Here is a 23,889-nt window from a genome sequence, read left to right as displayed (position 1 = left end):
GAACCTTTTTTATATTGAATATGATTGTTTTTATCTCTCAAGAAATTCTAAAGATATTCTTGAACTTGCAATTTTAGAAGCAATAAAACCAAGTATTGTTATTGTTATTGTTACAACTATTAAGTTTATCCATTTGAACTCTACCGGATATGGTAAACTTTCTGATATCATAATTATACCATAATGTAATTGTAATAAAACTACTACAATTCCTAACAACAAACCTACACACATTCCCACTATGGCTAACAGGAAACCTTGGTAAACAAAAATCTTTTTTATATCCTTTACGCTACCTCCTAAATTCAGCAATGTTTTTAAATTGGTCTTCTTATCAATAATCATCATTATTATAGAACCAATTACATTAAATAAGGCTATAATTATTATTAACGTTGCCATTAGATAGGATATAAAGTTTTCTGTATTTACTACTTTATAATACAAGGCATTTAATTGCCTTTTTGTTTTCACACTAAAAGTTTCCCCTAACTCTTCTGCTAAATCATCTCTTACAGACATTGGATCTATTCCTTCTTTTAGTTTAAGCTCTATTCCTGTTACCTTGTTTTCTTCATATCCTAATAGTTCTCTAGCAAGATTTATATTGGTAAATACAAACTTATTTTGAAAATCTTCCGAACCTGAATAGACTCCTATAATTTGTGTTTTAACTGAATTAAAAGCATTATTAGGGTTAATGAATCCTTTACCTGGTTTTGGGACTAAAACTTGTAAAGGCTCTCCAAAATTCATGATTCCTAAAGATAATTTATAAGAAATTCCATAACCTATAACTGCCGTATTTTTATAATCAGTATTTAGCCAAGAACCAACCACTAAAGAGGAATCTACTTTGACTACTTTATTATAATTTTCTTCAACTCCTTTTATATAAGCGATATGATTTTTGTCTTTATACTTTAAAGAAGCGCGTTGTTCTATAACCGTTGAACTAGCTTGAATATCAGCTTTAGTTTTTAAAACTTCTTTTACCTTATTTGTATACTCAAACTGTTTCCCTTTTGATGCGGTTATTTTTATATCTGGATCAGAAGCTTCTAACAACGAATCACTAAATGTTCTTAAACCAGAAAAAACAGATAACACAATAAACAAAGCCGTAGTTCCAACAACAACTCCAAAAATGGCTATAAGTGTAATGATATTAATAGCGTTGGTTCCGCTTTTAGAAAATAAATATCGCTTAGCTATGTATAAAGAAAAGTTCAATAAATGGGTAGATTATTTGAAATCGTTTTATCATCCAAAATTAGGGATTTTTTCCAACTAACCTACCTTTTTTTGTAATACTTAACGCTTTTGACGTCTTGGTAAGATATCTGGATTTTTGATAGGGTTTTCATCTTCTCCTTTTAAAGACTTGTCGATCTCTTCAATATAATCTAAACTATCATCTCCAAAAAATAAAAGCTCTGGCATTCTACGTAACTGATTTCTTGTTCTTTGTGCTAATTCATGACGAATTAACGGTGTATTTGACACCACACCTTTTACTATTTCATCTCTTTTTTCAGAAGGAAAAACACTTAAGTACACTTTTGCAACTCCTAAATCTGCCGTAACGGAAACTTTAGAAACCGAAATAATTACTCCTTTCATTCCATCTTGTGCAGCACGTTGTAAAACATCTACTAAATCCTGCTGCAATACTCCTGCTATCTTACGTTGTCTATTTGTTTCTTCCATATTGCAAATTTACGGAATATTAGACTGAAATAACGAATAATTTTTTAGCTGTAAACAATCACTTTTTAAGTGATATTTATTTCTTATGGTTTCATAGAGCCTATTTACATTTAATTTACTTAATCTTTAGGAAATTTTTTGTACTAAACTTTTTCTTAAGGTGTATAAATTTTATTTTTGATAGCATACATAACTAGCCCTACTCTATTTCTCACATTTAATTTGGTAAATAAACTATCTCTATAGCCATCAATAGTTTTAGGGCTTAAAAACATTTTATCTGCAATTTCCTTATACGTCAACTCTGAACATGCTAAACGCATAAACGTTAATTCATTCTCTTTAAAACTCACGTTACTTCTACTGTTTTTACCTGATACAGAATCCAACAACAAATTGGTTACTTCTTTTGTATGATAAAAGCCATTTTCCATTAGCTCTAACAATGCTTTTTCTAAAACTTCTTTTTGAGTATCTTTTAATAGGTAACCTACAGCTCCTGCCTTTAGCATTTTTAAAATGGTATTATCTGCATCTTCAACTGAAAGTGCCATTACATGTACCTGTGGGTAATTTTCTACTATCCATTGGGTAGTTTCAATACCATTCATGACTGGCATATTTACGTCCATTAGTACGATATCAGGTACATTTCTGGGTGACCCTAAAAATTTATCCGATACTTCTTGTCCGTTTTTACAAGTGTACAACACTTTAAATTTATCAAAAGTATTTACCATTCCTTCAATGGCTTGTGATAACAACGTATGATCATCAACAACAACGACCGAGTATTTCATAATAATAGTATGGTTTGGTTAGTTATATTTTATCAACTGGGGAATACTTAAAAATAGTAATTAATTGTTAATGTTGTACCTTTTTTTTCTTCGGATTTTAACTCAGCCTCTGCTTTTATCAATTTTATTCTTGCTTTTATGTTTTTTAAACCAATTCCATTTAATGATACTTTATTAACATCAAACCCTACACCATTATCTTTTGCTTTAATATTCAACTTGTTATCCTTAAACTCCAATAACACTTCCAAACTAGTTGCTTTAGAATGTTTTATTGTGTTTGAAAAAAATTCTTGCAACACTCTAAACATAATAATTCCATGTTTTTGATTCACTTCTCTTTTCTCTCCAACTATTTTTAAGCTCGCCTCGATATAATTAAGTCTATTAAATCGTTCAATTTCTAACTGTAAAGCATCTACAAACTTTATATTATTAATAAACTCTGGATTGATTAGCTTAGATAAAGCCCGGATTTCATTTAAACTTTTCCCTATAGTTTCTGTGATGTCTTCTAAGCTTTCTGGAGTAGCATGTTGCAATTGTATTTTTGCTAAGGTTAAGAGTTGCCCAATATTATCATGCAATTCCCAACTAATATTCCGTAAGGTTTCCTCACGGATTTCTATTTGTGTTTCTGCTATTTCTTTTTCAAAACTTTTTTTAATCTCTTCCCTTTCTAATAATAATTTGTTTTTACGTCGTTGAAAAACCGTAAATAATATTACTAGAAATACGACAACTAAAACAATTATTACTGTTGTTACAATTAATACTCTTCCTTCTTGCTCCATAGTAAACCATAAATGATAAATAAGTTCATTAAGATAATTAATATCTTCAAAATGAAAAACAAATCTCTATCTTTCATATATTCCCAAAGTGTAAAAAAAGGAATTGCAGGTAGGTAAAATACTAAAAACCCTACAGAAACCCAAAATGGCATTAATTTTTTATAATTTAAAATTTCATTTGATAATAGTAATTGCCTTAAATAGAAAAACGAAAACATACTCGTACTTACTGATCCCACTATCAAAAGCTTATAAAACAAACTATCATCAAAAAGAGTAAACAATCCCACTAATAACAAAAAAAACAAGAGTATGTTACAAATTAATAAAATAATTTTTCCTTTTAAAATCTCTTTAAACAAAAGATATATAAGAACAAACATTAGTATTGTGTATATATTCCAAATTAATAAAATAGTTCCATCATAATAGCCCCAAACTTCTACAAAAGCAGAAACTACTATAATCACAACCAAAAATCTATAAAAACTTGAAGAATATTTCTTATACAAGAAACAAGAAATTAATGCCGTAATAATTTGTATGATTAGTGTGATATCTTTTAACATCTATGATTTCATTTTTTAATAAGGAGGTTTTCTAGTTCCCCAATTCCCAGCGCCACTTTCACCTTCGGCTCCTCTTAACGCAAAAGACTTAAATTCCTGTACATTTTGTGACTTTTGAGATTCTTGCTTTTGTAGATTCTCTATGCTGTAATTATTATCTTTTCGTTTTCCTTCCTTGTAAGCACCTTCTGTGTCATAAATCCAATTGTAACCATATTCCGCTAACATTTCTCTAAAAGTTACTAACTTACCTCTATTAGCCGATTGTACTGGGTCAAAAGCTATTTGTTCTCCATTCATTGTGGTAGTTGGAATATAAATTAAACTTCCGTATCCTTTTTCTTTCTCATCATGATTTGGTTTTACAGTATTTATAAAACTTATACCTGTAATTCTAATCCCAGCTTTTTTACTCAAATTCTCAATATGTCCTAAATACTTTTTAAACTGTAAAAAATCAAAAGTATTAACTCTGGAATCCTCGTAGCCTAACATACGTTCTACAGGTTCAATCCTTGTTAAGTCATAGTGTTTTAGCATTTCAATTACTTCTGGGTAACTTAACATTTCTTCCGTTCTTCCTTCATCTTTATAACAAAAGATACCTCTTTCACTACCTTTCTCTATACATTCTTCGCAGTCACACTCTTTCCCAAAGAGTCTTTTTAAAAATTCTACGATTATAGTTAGTACGTTTTTTTTGTTCATAATAAATTTGGTTTTTATGTTAGCCAAATATACATGCTTCTATCAGAGAAAAACAAGTTGTTTTTTTATTTTACTAAGTAAATCAACGTTTTACAAATAACTTTCAGGAAAAACCCCTTTCCTTACAAAGCGATTCCCCTGTAACGTTTTTATGGTTTTTACTCTTGATTGTTTTTCTTTTTTAGTAGTGTGATTAGTTTTTCGCTCAATTATCAGTTATCATCGTTCATTCTATTTATAACTATTATGATACTTGAAAATATTATGTACTTTTATCTTATGGATAAAATAGAACACATAGGTATTGCTGTTAAAGATTTAGAAAAGTCTAACAAACTATTTGCTTCACTTTTTGGAGAAGCGCATTATAAAATTGAGGAAGTAGCCAGTGAAGGTGTAAAAACTTCTTTTTTTAAATCAGGACCAAACAAAATAGAATTACTTGAAGCTACAAAAGCGGATAGTCCTATTGCAAAGTTTATAGAGAAAAAGGGAGAAGGTATTCATCATATTGCTTTTGCTGTAGATGATATTGTTTCTGAAATTCAGCGTTTGAAAAATGAAGGTTTTACTGTTTTGAATGAAACACCTAAAAAAGGTGCTGATAATAAGTTAGTGGCTTTTTTACACCCTAAAACTACCAATGGAGTGCTAATTGAATTATGCCAAGAAATAAGTAGGCAGTAAAATTAACTACTTTGTATATATCATAAACATAATCCCTTAAAATTTTATACGAACACTATTAACATTTTGTTATACAAAACATGTACTAATGATACACTGTGGAATAGAAAGTATTTAGTATCTTGCGGAGTTAAAATTTTTCACTAAAAATGTCTACATCTTTTGATTCTTTTCAAAAACGACGCTTACAATCTTCTTACGTTTCTGTAGTAGTAAGTATTGCTTTGGTTCTTTTTATGATTGGTATTCTTGGCTTAGTACTATTAAAGTCAACCAAAGTAGCAAATCATTTTAAAGAAAAAGTAGTTATGACTTTATTTTTAAAAGATAACGTAACTAAAAAGCAAGTAACCGATTTTAAAGCCACTATTCAGAAAGAAGACTTTACCAGAAACTTGGTATACGTTACTAAAGAACAAGCTGCTAAAGCTTACAAAAAGGATTTAGGAGAAGATTTTTTAAAGTTTTTAGGTGACAATCCATTAAAAAATGGTATTGACATATACTTAAATGCCGATTTTGTAACGCCTGAAAAAATGCAGGAAATTGAAAAGAAATACGAAAAAAATAGTTTTGTTGCTGAAGTAAATTATGACAAACCTTTGGTTGAGTTATTAACCAAAAACATTAAACGTATGAGTTTTTGGCTACTGATTTTAAGTGGATTCTTTGGTTTAGTAGCTATCATTTTAATCAACAGCTCAATACGATTAGCAATTTACTCTAAACGTTTCAATATCAAAACCATGCAAATGGTAGGTGCAACCAAACGTTTTATTAGAAAACCTTTTATTTGGCAAAGTATGAGGCTTGGTTTACTAGGTGCAGCTATTGCCTTAGTTAGTTTACTGGGCTTAATTTATTATGTAGACAAATATGTACCTACTTTAGAATTGTTGAAAGATTATGTTGCGTTAGGGTATGTAGCACTAGGAGTTATTTCTATTGCCTTTTTTATAACATGGATTAGTACATTCTTTGCTACACAACGTTTTTTAAACTTACAAACAAACGATTTATATTATTAGTAACTAAAATATTCAACTTATTGTTAAAATTTTCTTTATGAAAGATACTCATAAACCTGAACAAGAATTTTTATTTGGCAAACGTAATTACCTTATTATGCTTATTGGTATTGCTGTTATTGCCCTAGGCTTTATTTTAATGGCTGGTGGCGGTAGCGACAATCCTAATGTTTTTAATCCTGAGATTTATGGGTGGCGTCGTATTCGTTTAGCTCCAACTTTAGTTATTATTGGCCTTGGTATTGAAATTTATGCTATTTTAGCCAACCCAAAAAAATAAGCATGGATGTATTAGAAGCTATAATCCTTGGTATTATTCAAGGTTTAACTGAATTTTTACCGGTTTCTTCAAGTGGTCATTTAGAATTAGCCAAAGCTATATTTGGTGATACTTCTGTACCTGAAGAGAGCTTAACCTTTACTGTAGTTTTACACGCTGCAACCGCATTAAGTACTTTAGTTATTTTTAGAAAAGAGGTTGCTGATATTTTTAAAGGTTTGTTTCAGTTTAAATGGAACGAACAAACAAAATTCTCTTTAAAAATTGTGCTTTCCATGATTCCTGCTGTTATTATAGGTTTGGCTTTTGAAGAGCAACTAGAAAGTTTTTTTGGTGGTAAAATATTACTGGTTGGTGTTATGTTATTAGTTACTGCTGCTTTGTTATTATTAGCAGACAAAGCTAAAAACACCAACAAGAATGTCTCTTTTTCTAACTCGGTAATTATTGGTATTTCACAAGCTATTGCAATGCTTCCTGGTATTTCTAGGTCTGGAGCTACTATTTCTACCTCTGTTTTATTGGGAGTTGATAGGACCAAAGCAGCTCGTTTTTCTTTTTTAATGGTAGTGCCATTAATTTTTGGAAAGGTAGCGAAAGATATTTTAGGTGGAGATATTAATTTTCAAAGCTCTGAAATCTTGCCTTTATCGGCTGGTTTTATTGCGGCTTTTGTTTCTGGATTATTAGCTTGTAATTGGATGATTGCTTTAGTTAAGAAAAGTAAGCTATCTTATTTTTCTATTTACTGTGCTATTGTTGGTTGTATCGCTATTGCTTATTCTTTATTTTCTTAAATGACAGCTGAAGATTTTAAAAACGGACAGGTTTTATTAATTGATAAACCTTTAGAGTGGACTTCTTTCCAAGCGGTTAACAAGTTACGCTGGCACATTCGTAAACAGTTTAATATTAAAAAGATTAAGGTTGGACATGCTGGAACTTTAGATCCTTTGGCTACTGGTTTGTTAATTATCTGTACAGGTAAACAAACTAAAAACATTGAAACCTATCAAGGTCAAATTAAAGAGTATACGGGTACATTTACTATTGGTAGTACAACTCCAAGCTATGATTTAGAGACTGAGATTGACCATACATTTCCTACAGAACATATAACGGAAGATTTACTTCACAATACTACCGAAAAGTTTGTGGGTAAGATTCAACAAAAACCTCCTATTTTTTCTGCTATTAAAAAAGATGGAAAGCGTTTGTATGAATTAGCCAGAGCTGGTAAAACTACTGAAATCAAATCTCGCGAAGTAGAAATTACAGCATTTGAAATTACTAATATTGATTTTCCTAAAGTAGATTTTAGAGTGGTTTGTAGTAAAGGAACTTACATTCGTTCTTTAGCACATGATTTTGGAGCTGCTTTAAGTTCTGGTGCACATTTATCTGCATTAAGGCGCACTAAAATTGGTGATTTTTCTGTTGAAAATGCACAAAGTATTGATGGTTTTGTTTCGTCTTTGACTAATGAGAACCACGATTAGTGTATTGCTTCTATTTCTAACAATTTACTTTTTGCTAAAGAATCATTTGGAAACATCTCCAATGCTTTTCTGTATTGAAAGATTGCATTCTTAAAGTGTCCTTTTTTTAACCATTCATCTCCATCTTGTATAAAATAACTATACTTGGGTAAGTTATCTTGAATGTATTGTTCTTTTTTAGCGCTTATTAACTCTTTTTCTGTCTTATTAACTTCATAAACCATATGCCCCACAACCAACAGAAACATAAACACTAACATAAAAGCAATGCTTCGATGTTTTCTTTGCTCTAAATGAACTTGCTTTCTTATCCTTTTATTTACCTTATTTAGCTCAGATTGATCTATTTTTTTAAATATTAAATCTCCATTACTAGACTTTAAAAATTGTTTTTTATCTCGTGTATATAGTTTCTTTTCCTTAATCTTTCCTTTTATGTTACTTATTGCAACATTTAAGTTGTGCATCTTTCCTCCTGTCATGACTTTTTTTTAATTTAAAAGTAAATACATGAAAGGAAGTACGCAAAGTGTAATAATTATAAAAACCAAGGAATAATAAATCCTTCTTTCTTTTTTAGCTTTTAAAGCTATTTTATTTTTCAGTATTTCTAATTCTTCTTCAGGTAATTTTTTAAACGTTAATTCTACCTTTCTAGCTTTAAAAAGTTCTTCTCTCCCGTTTCTAAATGTACGTCTAATTAATAAATCTTTATTATTACGTATTACCGTAATCATAGCTTGTATACTTCCTTCTCCTCCCATATTTTTTTTATTTATTGGACGTAACTTTTCTTATTTTGTTACAATTACATCATGGAATAGTTTTTGATTCTTTGGAGAAAATTAATTTCTATACATGAAAAAACTACTACTATTTACTACTATTTTTCTACAAACGTATTTATCAGCTCAAAACAAAACTGGTCATGCTTTTTTTACAGGTTCATTGAGTACCACTTTTGGTATTAATCAAAACTATAAACTATCTGAAGAAGGCAATGGTCCTTTTATTGTTCCTAAATCTATTTTATTAAGAACTGGCTTTGGTTATCAATTTAACAAACGTTGGGCATCTAGTATTAATGCTGGTTACGATCATCATTTTTCATATGCCATTAACTCTATTCCCTTATATGGAAGTTTACGCTATAATTTTATCACTAACAATAGTGATGCTTATTTTATTGAAGGGAGTTACGGACAAATGTTTCGTTTATCTACCGAATTCTCTAATGGGGATTATTACAAAATAGGGTTAGGTATGCTATCTATAAGTAGTAATCGTTGGAACGGAGTGCTACGTTTAGATTTCCATAGAAAAAAGATTGCTAACTTCAGAAATGGAAACCTTGATAGTATATCTATTGGTATTGGTTTTTCTTTTCATTAATTGCTTTATACCACATAAAAAAGGTTGGCCAAGAAGCCAACCTTTCCAATTATATTCTATTCAAATAGTAATTATTTTTTTACAAATTTAATTGTTTTATATCCCTCTACTTTTAAAAGATAGATGCCACTTGAAAGTTTATCAACCTCTAACTTTTTACCGTTTAAAATTCCTCTTTCTACTTCATCACCTAAAAGCGAAAAGACTTTATAAACTTTACCGATTGTTTTAGAAGGTAAAACTACATGAGTTTCTGCTGGATTAGGAAATATTTTAAATACTTCCTCTGAAAATGTATCCGTTCCTAACGTACCATTTTTAAGTTCTACAACTGGTGACAATACTTTATCTGTAGTAGTTACAATATTCATAACCTTATTAGCTCCTGAATAGGTTATTCTTTGCTTAGGTACGGTCATTTCAACTTGATATCTCCCGTCTGTTAATGGTTTAAAAGTTCTATTCGTTGCACCTGAGATTCTATCGCCAGAATCCGCATTAATCCATTGATATGCCAATGCGTCTTTAAAAGCTACTTCTAAAATATCATTAATTAATGCTATTGCATTATCAATATTAATTGCATTTAATGTTACGCTAAATGTAGCTGATTGACAACCGTTGCTATCTCTAACCGTTAATACATAAGAACCAGCTTGTAAACCAGCAAATACATTAGACGAAGTAAATACTCCATTATTCAATTGATATTCATATACTCCAGAACCTCCTATAACTCCTACTTCTATCGTTCCACTTGGAAGAATTCCTGACGGGGTTACTGAAACTGAATTAATAGTTACTGGATAAGGTGCAACAATATCTAAGTACCTAGTTAAACTTGTAGTTCCATCTGATACCACAACCGCATAGCTACCTGAATTACACACCGTAAATGCATCATTTACTCCAGTCATTATAGTCGTTCCATTGTATTGTAATTCATAAGTATAATTACCTGTTCCTCCTGTAGCTGCAACTTTTATTTCTCCACATTCTCCTGGGCATTGAATTTGAGTTATCTGTAAATCCATTTCTAATGGCTGACTCACTTCATTCACAGTTACTGTAACCGTTGCAGTATCTGTATCTCCTTTATCATTACTAATTACGTAAGCAAAGGTATCAACTCCAACAAAATCAGCATCAGGTGTATAAGTAATTGTATCATCAGAAATATCTCCTGTACCATTATCATTAATTACTACTTGACCATTTGCAGGTTGCATTATAGTGAAAACATCTGATACAGATATATTTTCATCATTATCAAAAATACTTATTACAACAACTCCATTTTTATCTACCTCAGCCATATCATTTACTGCATTTGGTAATTCTGTAACATCCTCTAATTCAATAGCCATTGCTGCTAAAAACGGCCAGTACACATCACCTGATGTTGTAAACCTTACATCCAAAGAGGTTTGGTTATTTTGTATAATACTATTATTAGGGTTTTCAACATCAAATACATCTACATCAAACCCTAAAGTATTCGTACTCAAAACATCATGCTGATTGTATTTAGTTATTGTACTATTAAAGTAATTATCTACTGGATTTAATGAATTTGAAACATTTAAATACACACCAGTTTGATTTTGAATCTGAAACTGATCTCCTGTTATATAAGCATCACCTTCCAAAGAAGCTGTTAATAATTTAGCTCTTACTGGCCCTGAAGGCAATGTGACAAATCCAGAAAAATTAACGTTGGCATCATTAACTCCATCTACAGTAGCAAAGCCATCAAAAATTGAAAAGCTTTTTAACGATTCGTTTTCATTTTCATAAACAACAACTAAGTTCCAACCTGCAGAACCTCCTAAACCATTAGCTTCGTCTTTACCAACAACAGCTTTAATATTTGCCGCATAATATTCACCATTTGGATTTGTTAATTGAGTTAACTGATTGGTAACATCCTTAAAACAAACATAAGGTGACTGTCCTACTACACCATTATCATAAATAATATCTCCTACTATATCTTCGTAATCTCCCTCTGGAGTTTTAAACTTTATATTATTTACAGTACCAGTTCTCGTTCCTTGAGTTTCCCAACTCTCATAAGGATAAACACCAGCCCAGTACAAGCCTGCAAATACAATTTTTGAATTATCTGGCACATTTAATGTTGATTTTGATGAAGAAAAAGTAAGATCATTTCCTGCTATTCCATCAGCATCATCAACATCTACATAATCCATATAAAACTGTCCATTATTTAAAGGATAGTAAGAACTTCCTTCTTTTACATATAAGTCAGAATTATAAGCTACCTCAGCATTATCATCTCCTGTGTATAAATAATAAGTCCCTGAATCATTTTTATACAATTCTCCTGTTTTTTTAGCATCTCTGTTTAAAATATTATTTGCTGCAAACGTTATATTCCCTCTTACTTGTACCCCTCCTTGTATTCTTTGTGTAAAAGGAACATCTGGTCCTGGTGCATTTCTTTCTACTGTAATTGTTACCGTAGCAGTTTCACAAACATCCGTTGTATCTGTATTGTTACATACTTGATATGCTATAGTAACCGTTTGTCCTCCTTCATTAGAAGCAGGTGTATAAGTTAAGTTCCCTACAGTATCAAAAGTAGCTGTTCCACTTGCAGTTCCTCCAATTTTAGAAATAGTTACTAAATCTCCAGGTAAAAAATCATCATTCACTAAAACATTCACTATTCCACTTTCTCCAACTTTTACATTTAAAATATCATCAGCTGTTGTTGCCACTAGTGGATTTGGATCTGTTCCATCTATATTTCCATCATTATCCGAATCATTATCCAAATGATTAGCTAAACCATCCGCTTCCGTATCTAATAAACCATCTATTCCAGTTCCTGCGGTGCTTGGAATTCCATTATTATTAGTAGCATCTCCATCTGTATCATCTGCTTTTCCATCACCATTTGTATCTGTTCCATAAGTTTCAGCTACATCAAACAAATTGTCATTATCACTATCTAAATCAAAATGGTTTGGTTTTCCATCTAAATCTGCATCGTAATTATCATTTACTCCATCTGCATTTGCATCCACAAATCCTGCTAAGTCTGGATCTACAAAATTTAACACTCCATCATTATCATCGTCTTCATCTGGATTAGGTTGTCCAGCTGCTTCAGTAGTATCTAAAATACCATCGTTATCATCGTCTAAATCTTCCATATCAGAAACACCATCTCCATCATTATCTGTAATAACAACATCTGTTGTAATTATAGCATCCATAGTTATCACACATCCATTTACATCTCTTAGTGCTATATTATAATTCCCTTCTTGTAAATCTGTAAAGGCATTATTCGCTATATAAGTTATTCCTCCATCAATACTATATTCATAAGGAGCTATTCCTCCACTTGCATTAATTATTATGCTTCCATTTGTTCCACCTGAAGCATTTGTTGTTTGAGTACTAGCGCTTAAAGCTATAGCTGGACTTTCAACACTAAAATTAGATGATTGCACATTACAAAATGGGCTATCTATCATTGAAATAGCTACAAAAAAATCACCCGCACCTAATCCAGTAACCGTTGTAATTCCTTGTCCACTACCTGATATTCCAATGGGGTTTGCAAATACATCAAAAACCTCATAATTATAACTCCCTGTATAAGGTGTATTAGGACTGAAGCCAAACACTACGGTTCCTGAGTTATCTCCAAAACAAGTTACACCTGTTATTGAATTTATATCTACTTGATAAGCTGAAGAATCTAAAACTTCATGGATTGCACTTATTTTACATCCAGTAATTGGATTCAGTATATCTATAGTATAAGTATCAGGCATCAGATTACTAAAAACTCCTGTTGTGTTACTTAGTAAGGTTCCTGTTGATGCTCCAGTAACAGTAAAGTTAGGTGTTAAAAAACTTGTAGAACTATACGTCACTGTTATATCTTCTCCTGTAGCACAATCTGCAACTTTATTTACAGTAACTACTAGATTACTTATCTCATTAAATGGTGCAATAGTAGCGCTAGTACTTACTGAACATCCTACGCTATCATAAACTGTTACCGCAACTTCTCCTCCTAATATATTTGACGTTGAAAACGTAAAATTTGAACCATCTTGAATAATGTCATCTGATAAATCTCCCGGAGTACCGTTATTATATTGGAATACTGCCCTAGTGTAACTTCCTGAGCCTCCCGAAATATCGTTAACATCTACATTTACAACTGCTTCATTACTTACATTTCCAGAAGCACATCCAAACTCGGTTACAGTTACTGCTCCATTAAGTAGTATTGGTTCTACTACATTATTAATATCAATTGTTTTAATAGACTCACAATAAGGGAACACACCATTATTATCTCTAACAAAGAGGTCATAAACTCCTGAAGAAGTAAGGTTAAAACTACTTGCATTTGAAAAATCTGCTGATGAAACTATTGTTCCTGTAGGAACGATAGCATAAGCATAGTTCCCTTCTCCACCAAAAGCATTTACTACAACAGTTCCCGAATCACAACTACTATTTGTTAGAGTGTAATCCGCTTCTAGTTTTGGATTAATAACATAGCTATTGGTTATTCCTTCGCACCCTGCACTATCTCTAACACTTACAGTGTAAGTTCCCTCTGTTAAACCTGTAAAAGTATGTGTATTTGCACTTAAAGGCGAAGGTTGTACCCAAGTCCCTCCATTTAAACTAAACTGATAATCTCCATTACCTTCTGTAACTGTAACTGCTATTTCTCCATTTGTGCCATCATAACATAAAGTTGTAATTGCTGTATATGTTATATTTAGTGGTGGGTTAACTGTAATATCGTAACTCGAAGAGAAGCACCCATTACTATCTTTTACTGTAATTTGATATGTTCCTGCTGCAATATCTTCAAAAGTTGAAGAAGTCTGCCAAGCAGTTCCTCCATCAATGTTGTATTCATAAGCACCATTACCTCCTGTTGCCGTTGCTTCAATAGTTGCTCCAGAATCACAACTTACTTCCTTTGTTAATGTTGCAGCAACAGCAATAACTGGCGACTCATTTATAGCAACGCTACCTAAAAAAACTGAACAAGACGGTGTCTCCGATGAACGAAGAGCAACATCATACATACCTGCTGTTAATCCTTGAATCACATGTGGGCTTGTAGTTGCTATACTCCAGTTAGCACCTCCGTCAATTGAATATTCATAACTTCCTGAAAAGTTAATTGTTTCTACTGTAATAGTTCCATCACTATCTCCATTACAAGTAACATCCGTTGCAACCATTGTTCCATGAAGCTCATTGTTACTTATAACTACAGCTGTTATGTTAGTAGTACAATCTCCTCCATAATCTACCTCTACTGTATGTGTTCCTGCTGATAAATTATTGAAAACATTGGAAGTTTGTACTGCTCCTCCATCTAGCGTATACGTATAACTAACATCAGTTGGAGTTACAGTAATATTTCCTGTACCGTCACAATTATAATCCACAGAATACCCTAAATTAGGCTCAGCTGGTAATGGGTCAATCGTTATAGTTGGTAACATTATTTCACAACCATTGGCATCCCTAACTGTTAAATCATAATTACCAGCTGCTAAGTTATCTTTTACTAAACTAGTTGAATACACTCCATTTACTCCATATTGATACGGAGGTGTTCCTCCGGTTGGTAAGGAAAATGTAATTTGTCCTTGGCTTGTACAAGTATAGGGCTGTGCTAAAACAGCTGAACCTGTTAAAAAAGCTGGAGTCGTTAAAGTTACTATTTCTGTGACAATGCATCCATTAGCATCTTGTACAGATACGGTATATGTTCCTTCTAATAATCCTGTAAAAGAACTTGTGGTAGAATATGGTTGTATTACGACTCCCATATAATTATCAAGTTGATAATTATACGGACTTGCTCCTCCAGAAACTGCAACCGTTATATTACCAGTATAGCCACCACAATTGGGTTGTGTAACTGACAAAGTAATTGCCAATGGTGGTATGCTGTTTACTGTTATTACTTCTGTAATCTCAGTATAACCAGAAAGCCCTCCTTTATCTCTAACATATACATCGTAACTTCCTGCAGAAACCTGAAATGTATTCGTTGTTGAAAATGAAGTGGGACTCGCTCCTGTAGCTGCAAATGCATAGACATAATTACCATCTCCTCCAGAGGCATTGATAGTTATTTGTCCTAGGTTACAGCTTTCATCCGTAACAGTAAATGTTGCGGTAAGTTCTTGCGCTTTTAATGATAAAAAGCATAAAAAAAGTGTAAAGAATAGTACTTTTTTTTTCATAGTGCTTGATTGGTTTTTGATTTAAAAAAATGAGTTTAAAAATACGTAAAGTATTCTTTTTATATTTACTGTTTACTATTTTATATTCTAATTATATAGTTGTTCTTTTTTTGTATTGGTGTTACCCAAATATTTTTATATTTTTTATTTATCTCTTATTAACTTGTGTTTACACGAGGGGTTTACAGTCTGTTATTTTATTAAAGCTGAATGATTTTGATTTTGTTTATCTGTACCCATAACTTCTTACTCATCTCTTCCAATTTTTCACACCGTTAGAAAAAATCCTAGCTGAAACGGAACTATTAAAACTTTTTTCATAGTAAGTTAATTTATATGCGTTATATATCGTAAAACTAAATCAAAATCTTAACTTAAAAGAATACAACTCCTATAATTAGCTAAACAGGTGTTGCTTTTTATAAAAAGCATAAAAAAACAAATAACAGCTAGAAATAAATTACACAAACCACATCTCTATAATATTCGTATAAACTATGATTTAATGAAGCCTATAAATATTTATCTGAAAGTTATTTTAAAACAAATCAATTAGATAATGTTTACAAATACTCTCAAAAATTTATATAAAAAAGAGTTTCTAATAATGGAAATAAGCTTTTAATGGATAAAAGCATTTAAAAATGAGGAAATAAAGTTTCCAATCCAAAAAGGGTAGTTTATACCAAAATATCCTTTTCTCAATTATTACAAAAATCGATTATACCAACTTTCAGTAATTGGCACTTCCCAATAATTCTCTAAATCATATTTTGTTTGTATTAGGTTATCAAAAACAATGGTTTTTGGAGATACTGATTTGTTTTTTAGCATTTTTTTGAATTCTTTAACCTCTTTATATTGTACATATTCTCCTTGTTTAAAACAAACGTTCATTTTATCTAACAACTCTACTTCATAACACTGTTGTAACTCTAAAATAAAACCAACTTGTTTATCTAAGTCAGAATTTTCTATCACTTCATTTTCCTCTGCGTAAAAAACAATGAATCTGTCATATAATAATTCATAAGAAGCTTTAAAGTTTTCTTTATCAGATTTCCAATTTTCAACAAAAGTTTTAATCTTTTTATGTACCTCATCTAATTCTTGCGGATAAAACTTCCTACTGGAAGGGTATATCCATACTTTAGCTTCTTCAGACAATAATTTACTATCTATAAACATTTTATATTTTTTGGCAAATATAATGAACTATTAAGTAGTGAAATTATACTTTAATTATTCTCAAACTACTAAAACAAAAAACCACCTAACTATATAGTTAAGCGGTTTTTCAACTTTTAATTCTAATTAAATTAGCTCAATAATGATGTTAAATCTTGTTCAGTATTTCTACCCTTATTTTTATTGTACCAAATTTGCAAATCTTTTTTGAATTTAGCATCCAATTTTCCATTTTTTTCTTTGTAATCTTTAACCATCTTTGTAGCCTCTGTTGGTCTTGGCCCCCAAGTGGCTATCACATCTTTATTTTCATCTAAAGCTATTAACTTAGGTATTGAGCGACCTCCATTTGTTAAAAACCTATCCATTAACACTTTATTCTCATCTCTTAACACTAACTGTAAGTTTATGTTAGTATTTTCCTTAGCCAATTTATTAATTATAGGTAAATTTTGAGCTGCATCTCCACACCATCCTTCTGTTAACACCAACCAAGTTTGCTGTTTATCTATTTTTTTTACTTTCTCTATAGATTCTTGTGATATTTCAATCGTTTTATCTAAACGCTTCATGCGCTTATCATTTAAAACACTATAATTTAAAAGCTCTTCAGACTGATTATCTCCGGTTGACTTCCCTTCTAAAATTAGTGAATTAACTAAACTCCTATATTCTTCGTAAGTGATTGCTTTTTTTAAACTTTCTACTATTATTTCTTTCATTAACTATTAACTTTAAGGCTATAGCTTTAACAAAAACAACACTAATGGTGTTACTTAAGTTAGCGTTTGCAATAATTTAGACGTAACTTTTTATTTTACTTACACTAAAAGATGCTGGTTCTTTTTTAGACTTTCTATAATATCTTCTGTCATTAACCTTAAATCATACTTATGCTGCCACCCCCAGTCTTTTCTAGCTTCTGAATCATCAATTACTTGCGGCCAGCTATCAGCAATTGCCTGTCTAAAATCTGGTTTATAGGAAATTTTAAAATTTGGAATATGCTTTTTTATTTCGTTATAAATTTCTTCTGGTGTAAAACTAATTGCTGCTAAATTATAGGAGGTTCTGACTTTAACCTCTTCTTTACTTACTTCCATAATTTTGATAGTCGCTTCAATAGCGTCTTCCATATACATCATTGGTAGTCTTGTTGATTTTTCTAAGAAACATTCAAAAGTTCCTTTCTTTAATGCATCAAAATAAATATCAACTGCATAATCTGTAGTTCCTCCTCCTGGTAATGTTTTCCAGCTAATAATGCCTGGATACCTTATACTACGTACATCTACTCCATACTTATCATGGTAATAATTACACCAATGTTCTCCTGCTATTTTACTTATACCATATACTGTTGACGGCTCCATAATAGTTTGTTGTGGTGTATTCATTTTAGGAGAAGTATTTCCAAATACAGCCATAGAGCTAGGCCAATATATTTTTTCAATATACTTCTCTTTTGCTAAATCTAAAACAGCTAATAAGGAAGTCATATTTAACTCCCATCCTTTTTGAGGGTACTTCTCTGCTGTTGCAGATAACATAGCAGCCATTAAATAAACATCCGTAACCTGATGCTTTTTAACTACTTCTAAAATCCGTTCTTTATCAGTTGCATCTACTATTTCAAACGGTCCCGATTCCATCATTTCCGAATTTCCTTCTCTAATATCTGATGCTACAACATTATCACTTCCATGAATTGCTCTAAGTCTCTGCGTTAATTCCGTACCTATTTGTCCGCAGGCTCCAATAATTAGTATTTTGCTATTCATTATTAATAATTCAAAAATATACCCTTACAAAAGTACCAAATTTAATATTTCACAAAAGAAAAATATTATTTTTTAAACTTCAATAATAAAACAAAACATACTAACTATTTGAGCATAAATAATAAATCAGTAATTTTACAGCATGAGATATTTAGAAAAGTTTACCAAATTATTTTTAAGAATTACTATTATTTCTATTTTACTATTAAGTTGCTCTGAAAACAAAAAACAGGCTAAAAAAGTTATTGTTAAAAAAGTAGGGATGGATATTCCCAATACTTACAAGATAAATCATCTGGATAAATTATCTACTGAAAAGATACAATCTTGGAAAGAATATTTTGATTTAGCTGACTTTATGAGTATATATGAAAAAACCTCAGCTAAAGAAGCCCTCAACAATGCTTTAGAATTAAAATCTTTGATTAAAAAAGCTAAAGATAGTAATGATATAAACATATTAAAAACGGCTGCTTTTAAAGCCAGAATTAATGTATTTGAAAACGAAATTTTACGATTAGCAGATATGACCTATATTCCTGCTATTAAAGCACAACAAGTAAATGGTCAAATACAGAATATTTTTAATACCTACAACAGTCTTAATTCTAAAATAAGTAGTATCTACAAAAAAGAGTTATTTGACAAGGCTGTAAAGATAGATGATGTGTTTAAAAAAGTTGAATAAACTGGTAGGGATTTTCTATCAGAAAATGTTATACTAATATCAATTATATTGATCCCGTTGTTGCTTTCAATTAGTTAACAACAATAAACTCTTGAAATATTAACCCACAACCCCGAATGAAAAAAACAATTTTCACCTTACTATTATTGTGTTTTGTAGCTACGTTACAAGCACAATTACAAGAAAACGCCCCCTGGGCAAATGATACTGATAAGCTTTATAAAAAAAGCAAACCTACCTTAAAAAGTATAGCAAAATCTGCTGAAAATTACTTTAACACTATTGATAGAAATAAAAAAGGTAGTGGTTTAAAACCTTTTAAAAGATGGGAATATCATTGGTCTAAATACACCAATAAAGAAGGTATTATTGCTCCTCCTCAAGATTTGTGGAAAGCTTGGGCTGAAAAAAATCAACTAAGTGAACAAAACAGAAAAAACAATGGTGACTGGAGAGCTTTAGGTCCTTTTGAAAACTCCAACAGATACAATGCTAGAAACTTCAAACAAAGTGGACAAGGAAGAGTAAATGCCATTGCTGTAGACCCTAACAATTCTAACACCTACTATGTAGGTAGTCCTGCTGGGGGTATATGGAAGTCAACCGATGCTGGATTGAACTGGCAACCTTTAACAGATTATTTACCTCAAATTGGTGTATCTGGTATTGCTATTCACCCTACTAACTCAAACATCATATATATTGCTACTGGTGATGATGATGCTAATGATTCTTATTCAGTTGGTGTATGGAAATCAACAGATGGCGGTACTACATGGAATAATACTGGTGCTATTTCTGGAAACCCAAGGTCTATGAATGAAATCTATATTAACCCTGACAATCCTGAAACGATATTAGTAGCTACTAGTAAAGGCGTTCAAAAAACTACTAATGGTGGTAATACATGGAATAGAGTTCTTAACGCTAATGTATTAGATTTAAAAATGAAACCAGGTAATCCAAATGTGTGGTATGCTGTAACGAAAGATCAGTTTTACAAATCTACTGACGGTGGAAATAGTTTTACTCAAAAAACAATTACTGGTCTATCTAACTCTTCTAGACTTACCATGGATGTTACAAAAGCTAACGCTAATTATATATACATTGTTAGTGCTAGTAATAGTCGTAGTAGTTTTAATGGAATTTATAAGTCTACTGATAGTGGAGAATCTTTTTCAAGAACACAAGAAACCAATGATATTTTCAAAAGCACACAGGCTTGGTATGATTTAGCTTTAACAGTTTCTTCTGCTGACCCTGATATTGTATATGTTGGTGTTTTAAATATTTGGAAATCTACTAATGGAGGAAATTCTTTTACACAATTAAATGAATGGTACAATCCTAACTCTAGCTCATATACACATGCCGATATTCACTTTTTACGTTTTTTAGATGGTAAATTTTTTGCAGGTACAGATGGAGGTATTTATGTTTCTACTGATGAAGGAAAAAATTTCATTGACCTAACTAAACGTCTTGCTATTAGTCAGTTTTATAAAATTTCTGTATCACAACAAGCTATTAATGCAACTATAGCTGGTGGCTTACAAGATAATGGTGGTTTTGGTTTTTCAGGTGACAAATGGTATAATTATCATGGAGGAGATGGAATGGAAGGCCTTGTTTCTCCTAAAAACCCTAATATTTTTTACGGATTTACTCAATACGGTGGTAGTTTAAATATTTCAAACGACGGAGGTAAAAGCCAGGCCAATTGGGTAGGCGCTCCAGCTGCTGAAGTTGATAGAGACAATAATGATAGTGGCGGTAGATGGGTAACTCCTTTATCTGCTAACTCAAAAGGTGAATTATATGCTGGTTATAGTCAACTTTATAAATTAGAAAGTAATGCTTGGAAAAAAGTTTCAAATCATTCTTTTGGAGGTGATTTAAATTTAGTTGAAATAGATCCTAATGATGATAATTATATTTATGTTGTAAGAAACCAAAGTTTATACAGAAGTAGCGATAAAGGAACTACTTTTACAAAAGTTCCTTTTGCTAATGAATATATAAACTCTATTGAAATTAGCAATAATGATTCTAATACAGCATGGGTAGTAACTAACTGGACTGTGTACAAAACTTCTAATATTAGAAGTAACAATCCTAATTTTACTGACATCACCAGAAACCTTCCTTCTGAGTCTAAGACTGTAATTAAACATTACGCGAAAAGTACTGATAATACTGTTTATTTAGGAACAAACTTAGGGGTTTATTATACCAATGATGACTTAAATGAATGGAAAACATTTGATAATGGGTTACCCAATACCCAAGTAAGAGATTTAGAAATTAATGAAGAAGCTGCTACTTTATACGCTGCTACTTACGGACGTGGTGTTTTCTATACAGATATACCTACCCAACAACATGCTTTAGATATAAAAGTAGTTTCTATCAATAATATTAATTCTGATATTATATACAGCCCTAATAGCTTAAAACCTGAAGTAACTGTAAAAAATTTAGGAACAGAAGAAATAACTTCTTTTAAGCTGGAATATAACTACAACGATATCAAAAACACATACAATTGGACAGGAAATTTAAGTTCTGGAAATGAAATAAGTTTTAATATTCCTAAAGTTGACAACCTTCCTTTTGGAAATAACACACTTACCATTAATGCTATTTTAACTAATGAAACTTATACTTCTAATAATAAAACAGCTAAAACATTTTTAGTAAATACTTTTAACAACAATCCTTCTCAAGTAATAACTTTTGAGAATGAATCTGAAAAGTTACTTACCGAAAATGATATGTGGGAAGTAGGCTATGTAAATAAAACATTATTAAAAACTCCATCTGGTAATAGAGCTTACGTTACTAAAAGAGTAGGAAATTACCCTAACAAAGCCAAAGGATACCTTTACACACATTATTATAACTTATCTACTATAAGTAACCCTACTTTAAAGTTTAAAATGGCTTTTGATATTGAAAACAATTATGATTATTTAATTGTTGAGTATTCAACGAATCAAGGGTTAAATTGGACCACTTTGGGTGATGCAAATAGTAATAACTGGTACACTAGTTCTACTACAGTTAACAACCTTCCTGGTAAACAATGGACAGGTGAAGGAGCTAGAAACAATCCTAATGGCGGAAAAAATTCAGATGTACATACTTACATGCACGATTTATCAAGCGTTGCAAATGAAACAAATATCTTATTCAGATTTGCTTTTATTACTGATGACTTAGAAGCTAAAGAAGGTGTGGTTATAGATGATTTAGTTATAGAAGGTGTTTTATCTACTAATGATGATGTTATTTCTATAGACAAAAACATTTCTATATTCCCAAACCCTTCTGAGTCTATTTTCAATATAAAATGGGAAGCAGGAAAAACAATTAACTTAAAAGTTTTAGATATTACTGGTAAAGAAATCATTTCTAAAAAAGACATTACTGGTGAAACTCATCAATTAAATCTTCAAAATTACGCGAAAGGTATTTACTTATTAAATCTTGAACAAGACGGGGCTTTAATTACCAAAAAATTATTATTAAAATAGTTACATAATAATTCTTTAACCTAAAAGCGAGGCTTAAAAACCTCGCTTTTTTTATGATATTATTTCATTGACAGTTTTATAAATTAAGTCTCGTTCAAAACCTTTGTATAAAAGCGCATCAATTACCTTCTTTTTTCTCTTAAAAATATTTTCTTCCTTTATTTGATTGTTTTTCTTTTCTATTAAGTCATACAAAGTACTAAAATACGCTTCTTCATCAATTTCTTTTAAAGCTGTTTTAATATTATAAGTAGAAATATCCCGAAACTTCAACTCTCTAACAATACGATCTCTCCCCCACTTTTTAATTCTAAATTTCCCTCTAGCAAAACTTTTAGAAAATCGTTCTTCATTTAAAAAATCATGTTCCAATAAGTGCAATAAAATATGTTCTCTTGCTTCAGCAATTAATCGATATTCTTTTAGTTTGTTTTCTACTTCTTTATGACATCTATCTTGATAGATGCAGTATTGTTCAATTTTTCTTTTTATCTCCTCTACAGTAAATACTTTCTTAGTCATAAAACTAAACTATAGCATTAGCTCCTGTATTTGCTACCTCAAAATCATTTTCTACCGTGCTTCCACTTACACCAATTGCTCCTATAACTTTTCCTTCTTCATTCTTAATGGGCACACCACCAGGAAAGGTTATTAGTCCTCCATTTGAATGTTCTATATTAAATAAAGGCCCTTCTGGTTTTGATAACTTTCCTAAATCACCCGTATTTTTATTAAATAGTCTTGCTGTTCTTGCTTTCTTTATAGCAATATCTATAGCCCCCAAAAAAGCTTCCTCCATTCTTACAAACGCTAATAAGTTAGCTCCATAATCCACTACAGCTATGTTCATGTTTACACCTATCTCCTCTGCTTTTTCTTCTGCTTTTTGAATAATTAATTTAGCTTGTTTTAAAGTAAGATTCATTATAATTACATTTTTCACAAATGTAT

The 23,889-nt window shown here is 31.0% G+C and carries 22 protein-coding genes; 8 read left to right on the top strand and 14 right to left on the bottom strand.

The features are described 5' to 3' along the window. Positions 1-30: 30 nt before the first annotated feature. The 6 genes from ABNT65_RS17975 to ABNT65_RS17950 form a co-directional block, all read right to left on the bottom strand. Positions 31-1,233, bottom strand: a complete 1,203-nt coding sequence (locus ABNT65_RS17975; protein WP_348746507.1) for an ABC transporter permease — start codon at positions 1,231-1,233, stop codon at positions 31-33. 81 nt (positions 1,234-1,314) lie between these two features. Beyond that, positions 1,315-1,710 carry a 30S ribosome-binding factor RbfA gene (gene rbfA, locus ABNT65_RS17970; RefSeq protein WP_348736687.1) on the bottom strand — a complete coding sequence of 132 codons (396 nt, stop codon included), beginning with the start codon at positions 1,708-1,710 and terminating at the stop codon, positions 1,315-1,317. A 155-nt stretch (positions 1,711-1,865) separates the two neighbouring features. Then, the gene (locus ABNT65_RS17965) at positions 1,866-2,513 is read right to left on the bottom strand and encodes a response regulator transcription factor (protein ID WP_348702667.1); all 648 of its coding nucleotides are present in this window, start codon (positions 2,511-2,513) and stop codon (positions 1,866-1,868) included. Positions 2,514-2,557: 44 nt separating this feature from the next. Next, positions 2,558-3,304 (bottom strand): sensor histidine kinase, encoded by a 747-nt coding sequence (locus tag ABNT65_RS17960; RefSeq protein WP_348702630.1) that lies wholly within the window; start codon positions 3,302-3,304, stop codon positions 2,558-2,560. Continuing rightward, entirely contained in the window at positions 3,280-3,873 is a 594-nt protein-coding gene (locus ABNT65_RS17955; RefSeq protein ID WP_348746506.1) for a hypothetical protein, read from the bottom strand. The genes ABNT65_RS17960 and ABNT65_RS17955 overlap by 25 nt, the downstream gene beginning before the upstream one ends. Positions 3,874-3,888: 15 nt before the next feature. Then, positions 3,889-4,581, bottom strand: coding sequence for a hypothetical protein (locus ABNT65_RS17950; RefSeq protein ID WP_348736691.1), 693 nt, complete (start codon positions 4,579-4,581; stop codon positions 3,889-3,891). A 279-nt stretch (positions 4,582-4,860) separates the two neighbouring features. On the opposite strand from ABNT65_RS17950, the gene mce reads away from it, so the two are divergent. The 5 genes from mce (at position 4,861) to truB (ending at position 8,075) form a co-directional block, all read left to right on the top strand. Next, positions 4,861-5,268, top strand: coding sequence for a methylmalonyl-CoA epimerase (mce, locus tag ABNT65_RS17945; RefSeq protein ID WP_348702628.1), 408 nt, complete (start codon positions 4,861-4,863; stop codon positions 5,266-5,268). Between the two features lie 149 nt (positions 5,269-5,417). Beyond that, positions 5,418-6,296, top strand: a complete 879-nt coding sequence (locus ABNT65_RS17940; RefSeq protein ID WP_348702627.1) for a cell division protein FtsX — start codon at positions 5,418-5,420, stop codon at positions 6,294-6,296. Positions 6,297-6,333: 37 nt separating this feature from the next. Beyond that, entirely contained in the window at positions 6,334-6,576 is a 243-nt protein-coding gene (locus ABNT65_RS17935) for a DUF3098 domain-containing protein (RefSeq protein ID WP_348702626.1), read from the top strand. A 2-nt stretch (positions 6,577-6,578) separates the two neighbouring features. Further along, entirely contained in the window at positions 6,579-7,373 is a 795-nt protein-coding gene (locus ABNT65_RS17930; protein ID WP_348702625.1) for an undecaprenyl-diphosphate phosphatase, read from the top strand. Then, positions 7,374-8,075, top strand: a complete 702-nt coding sequence (gene truB, locus ABNT65_RS17925; RefSeq protein WP_348746505.1) for a tRNA pseudouridine(55) synthase TruB — start codon at positions 7,374-7,376, stop codon at positions 8,073-8,075. It abuts the gene before it with no gap. Here the strand turns inward: truB and ABNT65_RS17920 are convergent. Then, complete coding sequence (locus tag ABNT65_RS17920) at positions 8,072-8,557, bottom strand: hypothetical protein (RefSeq protein WP_348746504.1); 486 nt, start codon at positions 8,555-8,557, stop codon at positions 8,072-8,074. The two genes, truB and ABNT65_RS17920, sit on opposite strands and share 4 nt — an antisense overlap. Before the next feature lie 9 nt (positions 8,558-8,566). Continuing rightward, on the bottom strand, positions 8,567-8,839 hold the full coding sequence (locus ABNT65_RS17915; protein ID WP_348702621.1) for a hypothetical protein: 273 nt from the start codon (positions 8,837-8,839) through the stop codon (positions 8,567-8,569). 94 nt (positions 8,840-8,933) lie between these two features. Here ABNT65_RS17915 and ABNT65_RS17910 point away from each other — a divergent pair, with 94 nt between their 5' ends. Further along, positions 8,934-9,467 carry a hypothetical protein gene (locus ABNT65_RS17910; protein WP_348746503.1) on the top strand — a complete coding sequence of 178 codons (534 nt, stop codon included), beginning with the start codon at positions 8,934-8,936 and terminating at the stop codon, positions 9,465-9,467. Positions 9,468-9,538: 71 nt separating this feature from the next. Here ABNT65_RS17910 and ABNT65_RS17905 read toward each other — a convergent pair whose 3' ends face one another. The 4 genes from ABNT65_RS17905 to ABNT65_RS17890 all read right to left on the bottom strand — a co-directional run bounded on the left by ABNT65_RS17905 (position 9,539) and on the right by ABNT65_RS17890 (position 18,708). Then, positions 9,539-15,739, bottom strand: coding sequence for an Ig-like domain-containing protein (locus ABNT65_RS17905; RefSeq protein ID WP_348746502.1), 6,201 nt, complete (start codon positions 15,737-15,739; stop codon positions 9,539-9,541). A 708-nt stretch (positions 15,740-16,447) separates the two neighbouring features. After that, entirely contained in the window at positions 16,448-16,927 is a 480-nt protein-coding gene (locus ABNT65_RS17900; RefSeq protein WP_348702618.1) for an ABC transporter ATPase, read from the bottom strand. Between the two features lie 131 nt (positions 16,928-17,058). Further along, positions 17,059-17,649 carry a thioredoxin family protein gene (locus ABNT65_RS17895; RefSeq protein ID WP_348702617.1) on the bottom strand — a complete coding sequence of 197 codons (591 nt, stop codon included), beginning with the start codon at positions 17,647-17,649 and terminating at the stop codon, positions 17,059-17,061. Between the two features lie 99 nt (positions 17,650-17,748). Further along, positions 17,749-18,708 carry an NAD-dependent epimerase/dehydratase family protein gene (locus tag ABNT65_RS17890; protein WP_348702616.1) on the bottom strand — a complete coding sequence of 320 codons (960 nt, stop codon included), beginning with the start codon at positions 18,706-18,708 and terminating at the stop codon, positions 17,749-17,751. A 142-nt stretch (positions 18,709-18,850) separates the two neighbouring features. On the opposite strand from ABNT65_RS17890, the gene ABNT65_RS17885 reads away from it, so the two are divergent. Next, the gene (locus tag ABNT65_RS17885) at positions 18,851-19,396 is read left to right on the top strand and encodes a hypothetical protein (protein ID WP_348736706.1); all 546 of its coding nucleotides are present in this window, start codon (positions 18,851-18,853) and stop codon (positions 19,394-19,396) included. Between the two features lie 116 nt (positions 19,397-19,512). Beyond that, positions 19,513-22,935 (top strand): T9SS type A sorting domain-containing protein, encoded by a 3,423-nt coding sequence (locus ABNT65_RS17880; protein ID WP_348746501.1) that lies wholly within the window; start codon positions 19,513-19,515, stop codon positions 22,933-22,935. 51 nt (positions 22,936-22,986) lie between these two features. Here ABNT65_RS17880 and ABNT65_RS17875 read toward each other — a convergent pair whose 3' ends face one another. Further along, positions 22,987-23,457: a regulatory protein RecX gene (locus ABNT65_RS17875; protein WP_348746500.1), complete on the bottom strand. Its 471-nt coding sequence runs from the start codon at positions 23,455-23,457 to the stop codon at positions 22,987-22,989. A gap of 4 nt (positions 23,458-23,461) precedes the next feature. Beyond that, positions 23,462-23,863, bottom strand: a complete 402-nt coding sequence (locus tag ABNT65_RS17870; RefSeq protein WP_348746499.1) for a heme-binding protein — start codon at positions 23,861-23,863, stop codon at positions 23,462-23,464. Positions 23,864-23,889: the final 26 nt, after the last annotated feature.

This window comes from Tenacibaculum sp. 190524A02b, from assembly GCF_964036645.1.
Taxonomy (GTDB): Bacteria; Bacteroidota; Bacteroidia; order Flavobacteriales; family Flavobacteriaceae; genus Polaribacter; species Polaribacter vairaonense.
This window is presented reverse-complemented; position numbering and strand designations above follow the sequence as displayed.

Excerpts from the sequence above, each read along its gene's own strand:
- ABNT65_RS17870 (WP_348746499.1), bottom strand. The coding sequence starts at position 23,863 with ATGAATCTTACTTTAAAACAAGCTAAATTAATTATTCAAAAAGCAGAA.
- ABNT65_RS17940 (WP_348702627.1), top strand. The coding sequence starts at position 5,418 with ATGTCTACATCTTTTGATTCTTTTCAAAAACGACGCTTACAATCTTCT.
- ABNT65_RS17910 (WP_348746503.1), top strand. The coding sequence starts at position 8,934 with ATGAAAAAACTACTACTATTTACTACTATTTTTCTACAAACGTATTTA.
- ABNT65_RS17900 (WP_348702618.1), bottom strand. The coding sequence starts at position 16,927 with ATGTTTATAGATAGTAAATTATTGTCTGAAGAAGCTAAAGTATGGATA.
- ABNT65_RS17875 (WP_348746500.1), bottom strand. The coding sequence starts at position 23,457 with ATGACTAAGAAAGTATTTACTGTAGAGGAGATAAAAAGAAAAATTGAA.
- ABNT65_RS17880 (WP_348746501.1), top strand. The coding sequence starts at position 19,513 with ATGAAAAAAACAATTTTCACCTTACTATTATTGTGTTTTGTAGCTACG.
- ABNT65_RS17895 (WP_348702617.1), bottom strand. The coding sequence starts at position 17,649 with ATGAAAGAAATAATAGTAGAAAGTTTAAAAAAAGCAATCACTTACGAA.
- truB (WP_348746505.1), top strand. The coding sequence starts at position 7,374 with ATGACAGCTGAAGATTTTAAAAACGGACAGGTTTTATTAATTGATAAA.
- ABNT65_RS17955 (WP_348746506.1), bottom strand. The coding sequence starts at position 3,873 with ATGTTAAAAGATATCACACTAATCATACAAATTATTACGGCATTAATT.
- ABNT65_RS17960 (WP_348702630.1), bottom strand. The coding sequence starts at position 3,304 with ATGGAGCAAGAAGGAAGAGTATTAATTGTAACAACAGTAATAATTGTT.
- ABNT65_RS17935 (WP_348702626.1), top strand. The coding sequence starts at position 6,334 with ATGAAAGATACTCATAAACCTGAACAAGAATTTTTATTTGGCAAACGT.
- mce (WP_348702628.1), top strand. The coding sequence starts at position 4,861 with ATGGATAAAATAGAACACATAGGTATTGCTGTTAAAGATTTAGAAAAG.
- ABNT65_RS17885 (WP_348736706.1), top strand. The coding sequence starts at position 18,851 with ATGAGATATTTAGAAAAGTTTACCAAATTATTTTTAAGAATTACTATT.
- ABNT65_RS17920 (WP_348746504.1), bottom strand. The coding sequence starts at position 8,557 with ATGACAGGAGGAAAGATGCACAACTTAAATGTTGCAATAAGTAACATA.
- rbfA (WP_348736687.1), bottom strand. The coding sequence starts at position 1,710 with ATGGAAGAAACAAATAGACAACGTAAGATAGCAGGAGTATTGCAGCAG.
- ABNT65_RS17890 (WP_348702616.1), bottom strand. The coding sequence starts at position 18,708 with ATGAATAGCAAAATACTAATTATTGGAGCCTGCGGACAAATAGGTACG.
- ABNT65_RS17905 (WP_348746502.1), bottom strand. The coding sequence starts at position 15,739 with ATGAAAAAAAAAGTACTATTCTTTACACTTTTTTTATGCTTTTTATCA.
- ABNT65_RS17915 (WP_348702621.1), bottom strand. The coding sequence starts at position 8,839 with ATGGGAGGAGAAGGAAGTATACAAGCTATGATTACGGTAATACGTAAT.
- ABNT65_RS17930 (WP_348702625.1), top strand. The coding sequence starts at position 6,579 with ATGGATGTATTAGAAGCTATAATCCTTGGTATTATTCAAGGTTTAACT.
- ABNT65_RS17950 (WP_348736691.1), bottom strand. The coding sequence starts at position 4,581 with ATGAACAAAAAAAACGTACTAACTATAATCGTAGAATTTTTAAAAAGA.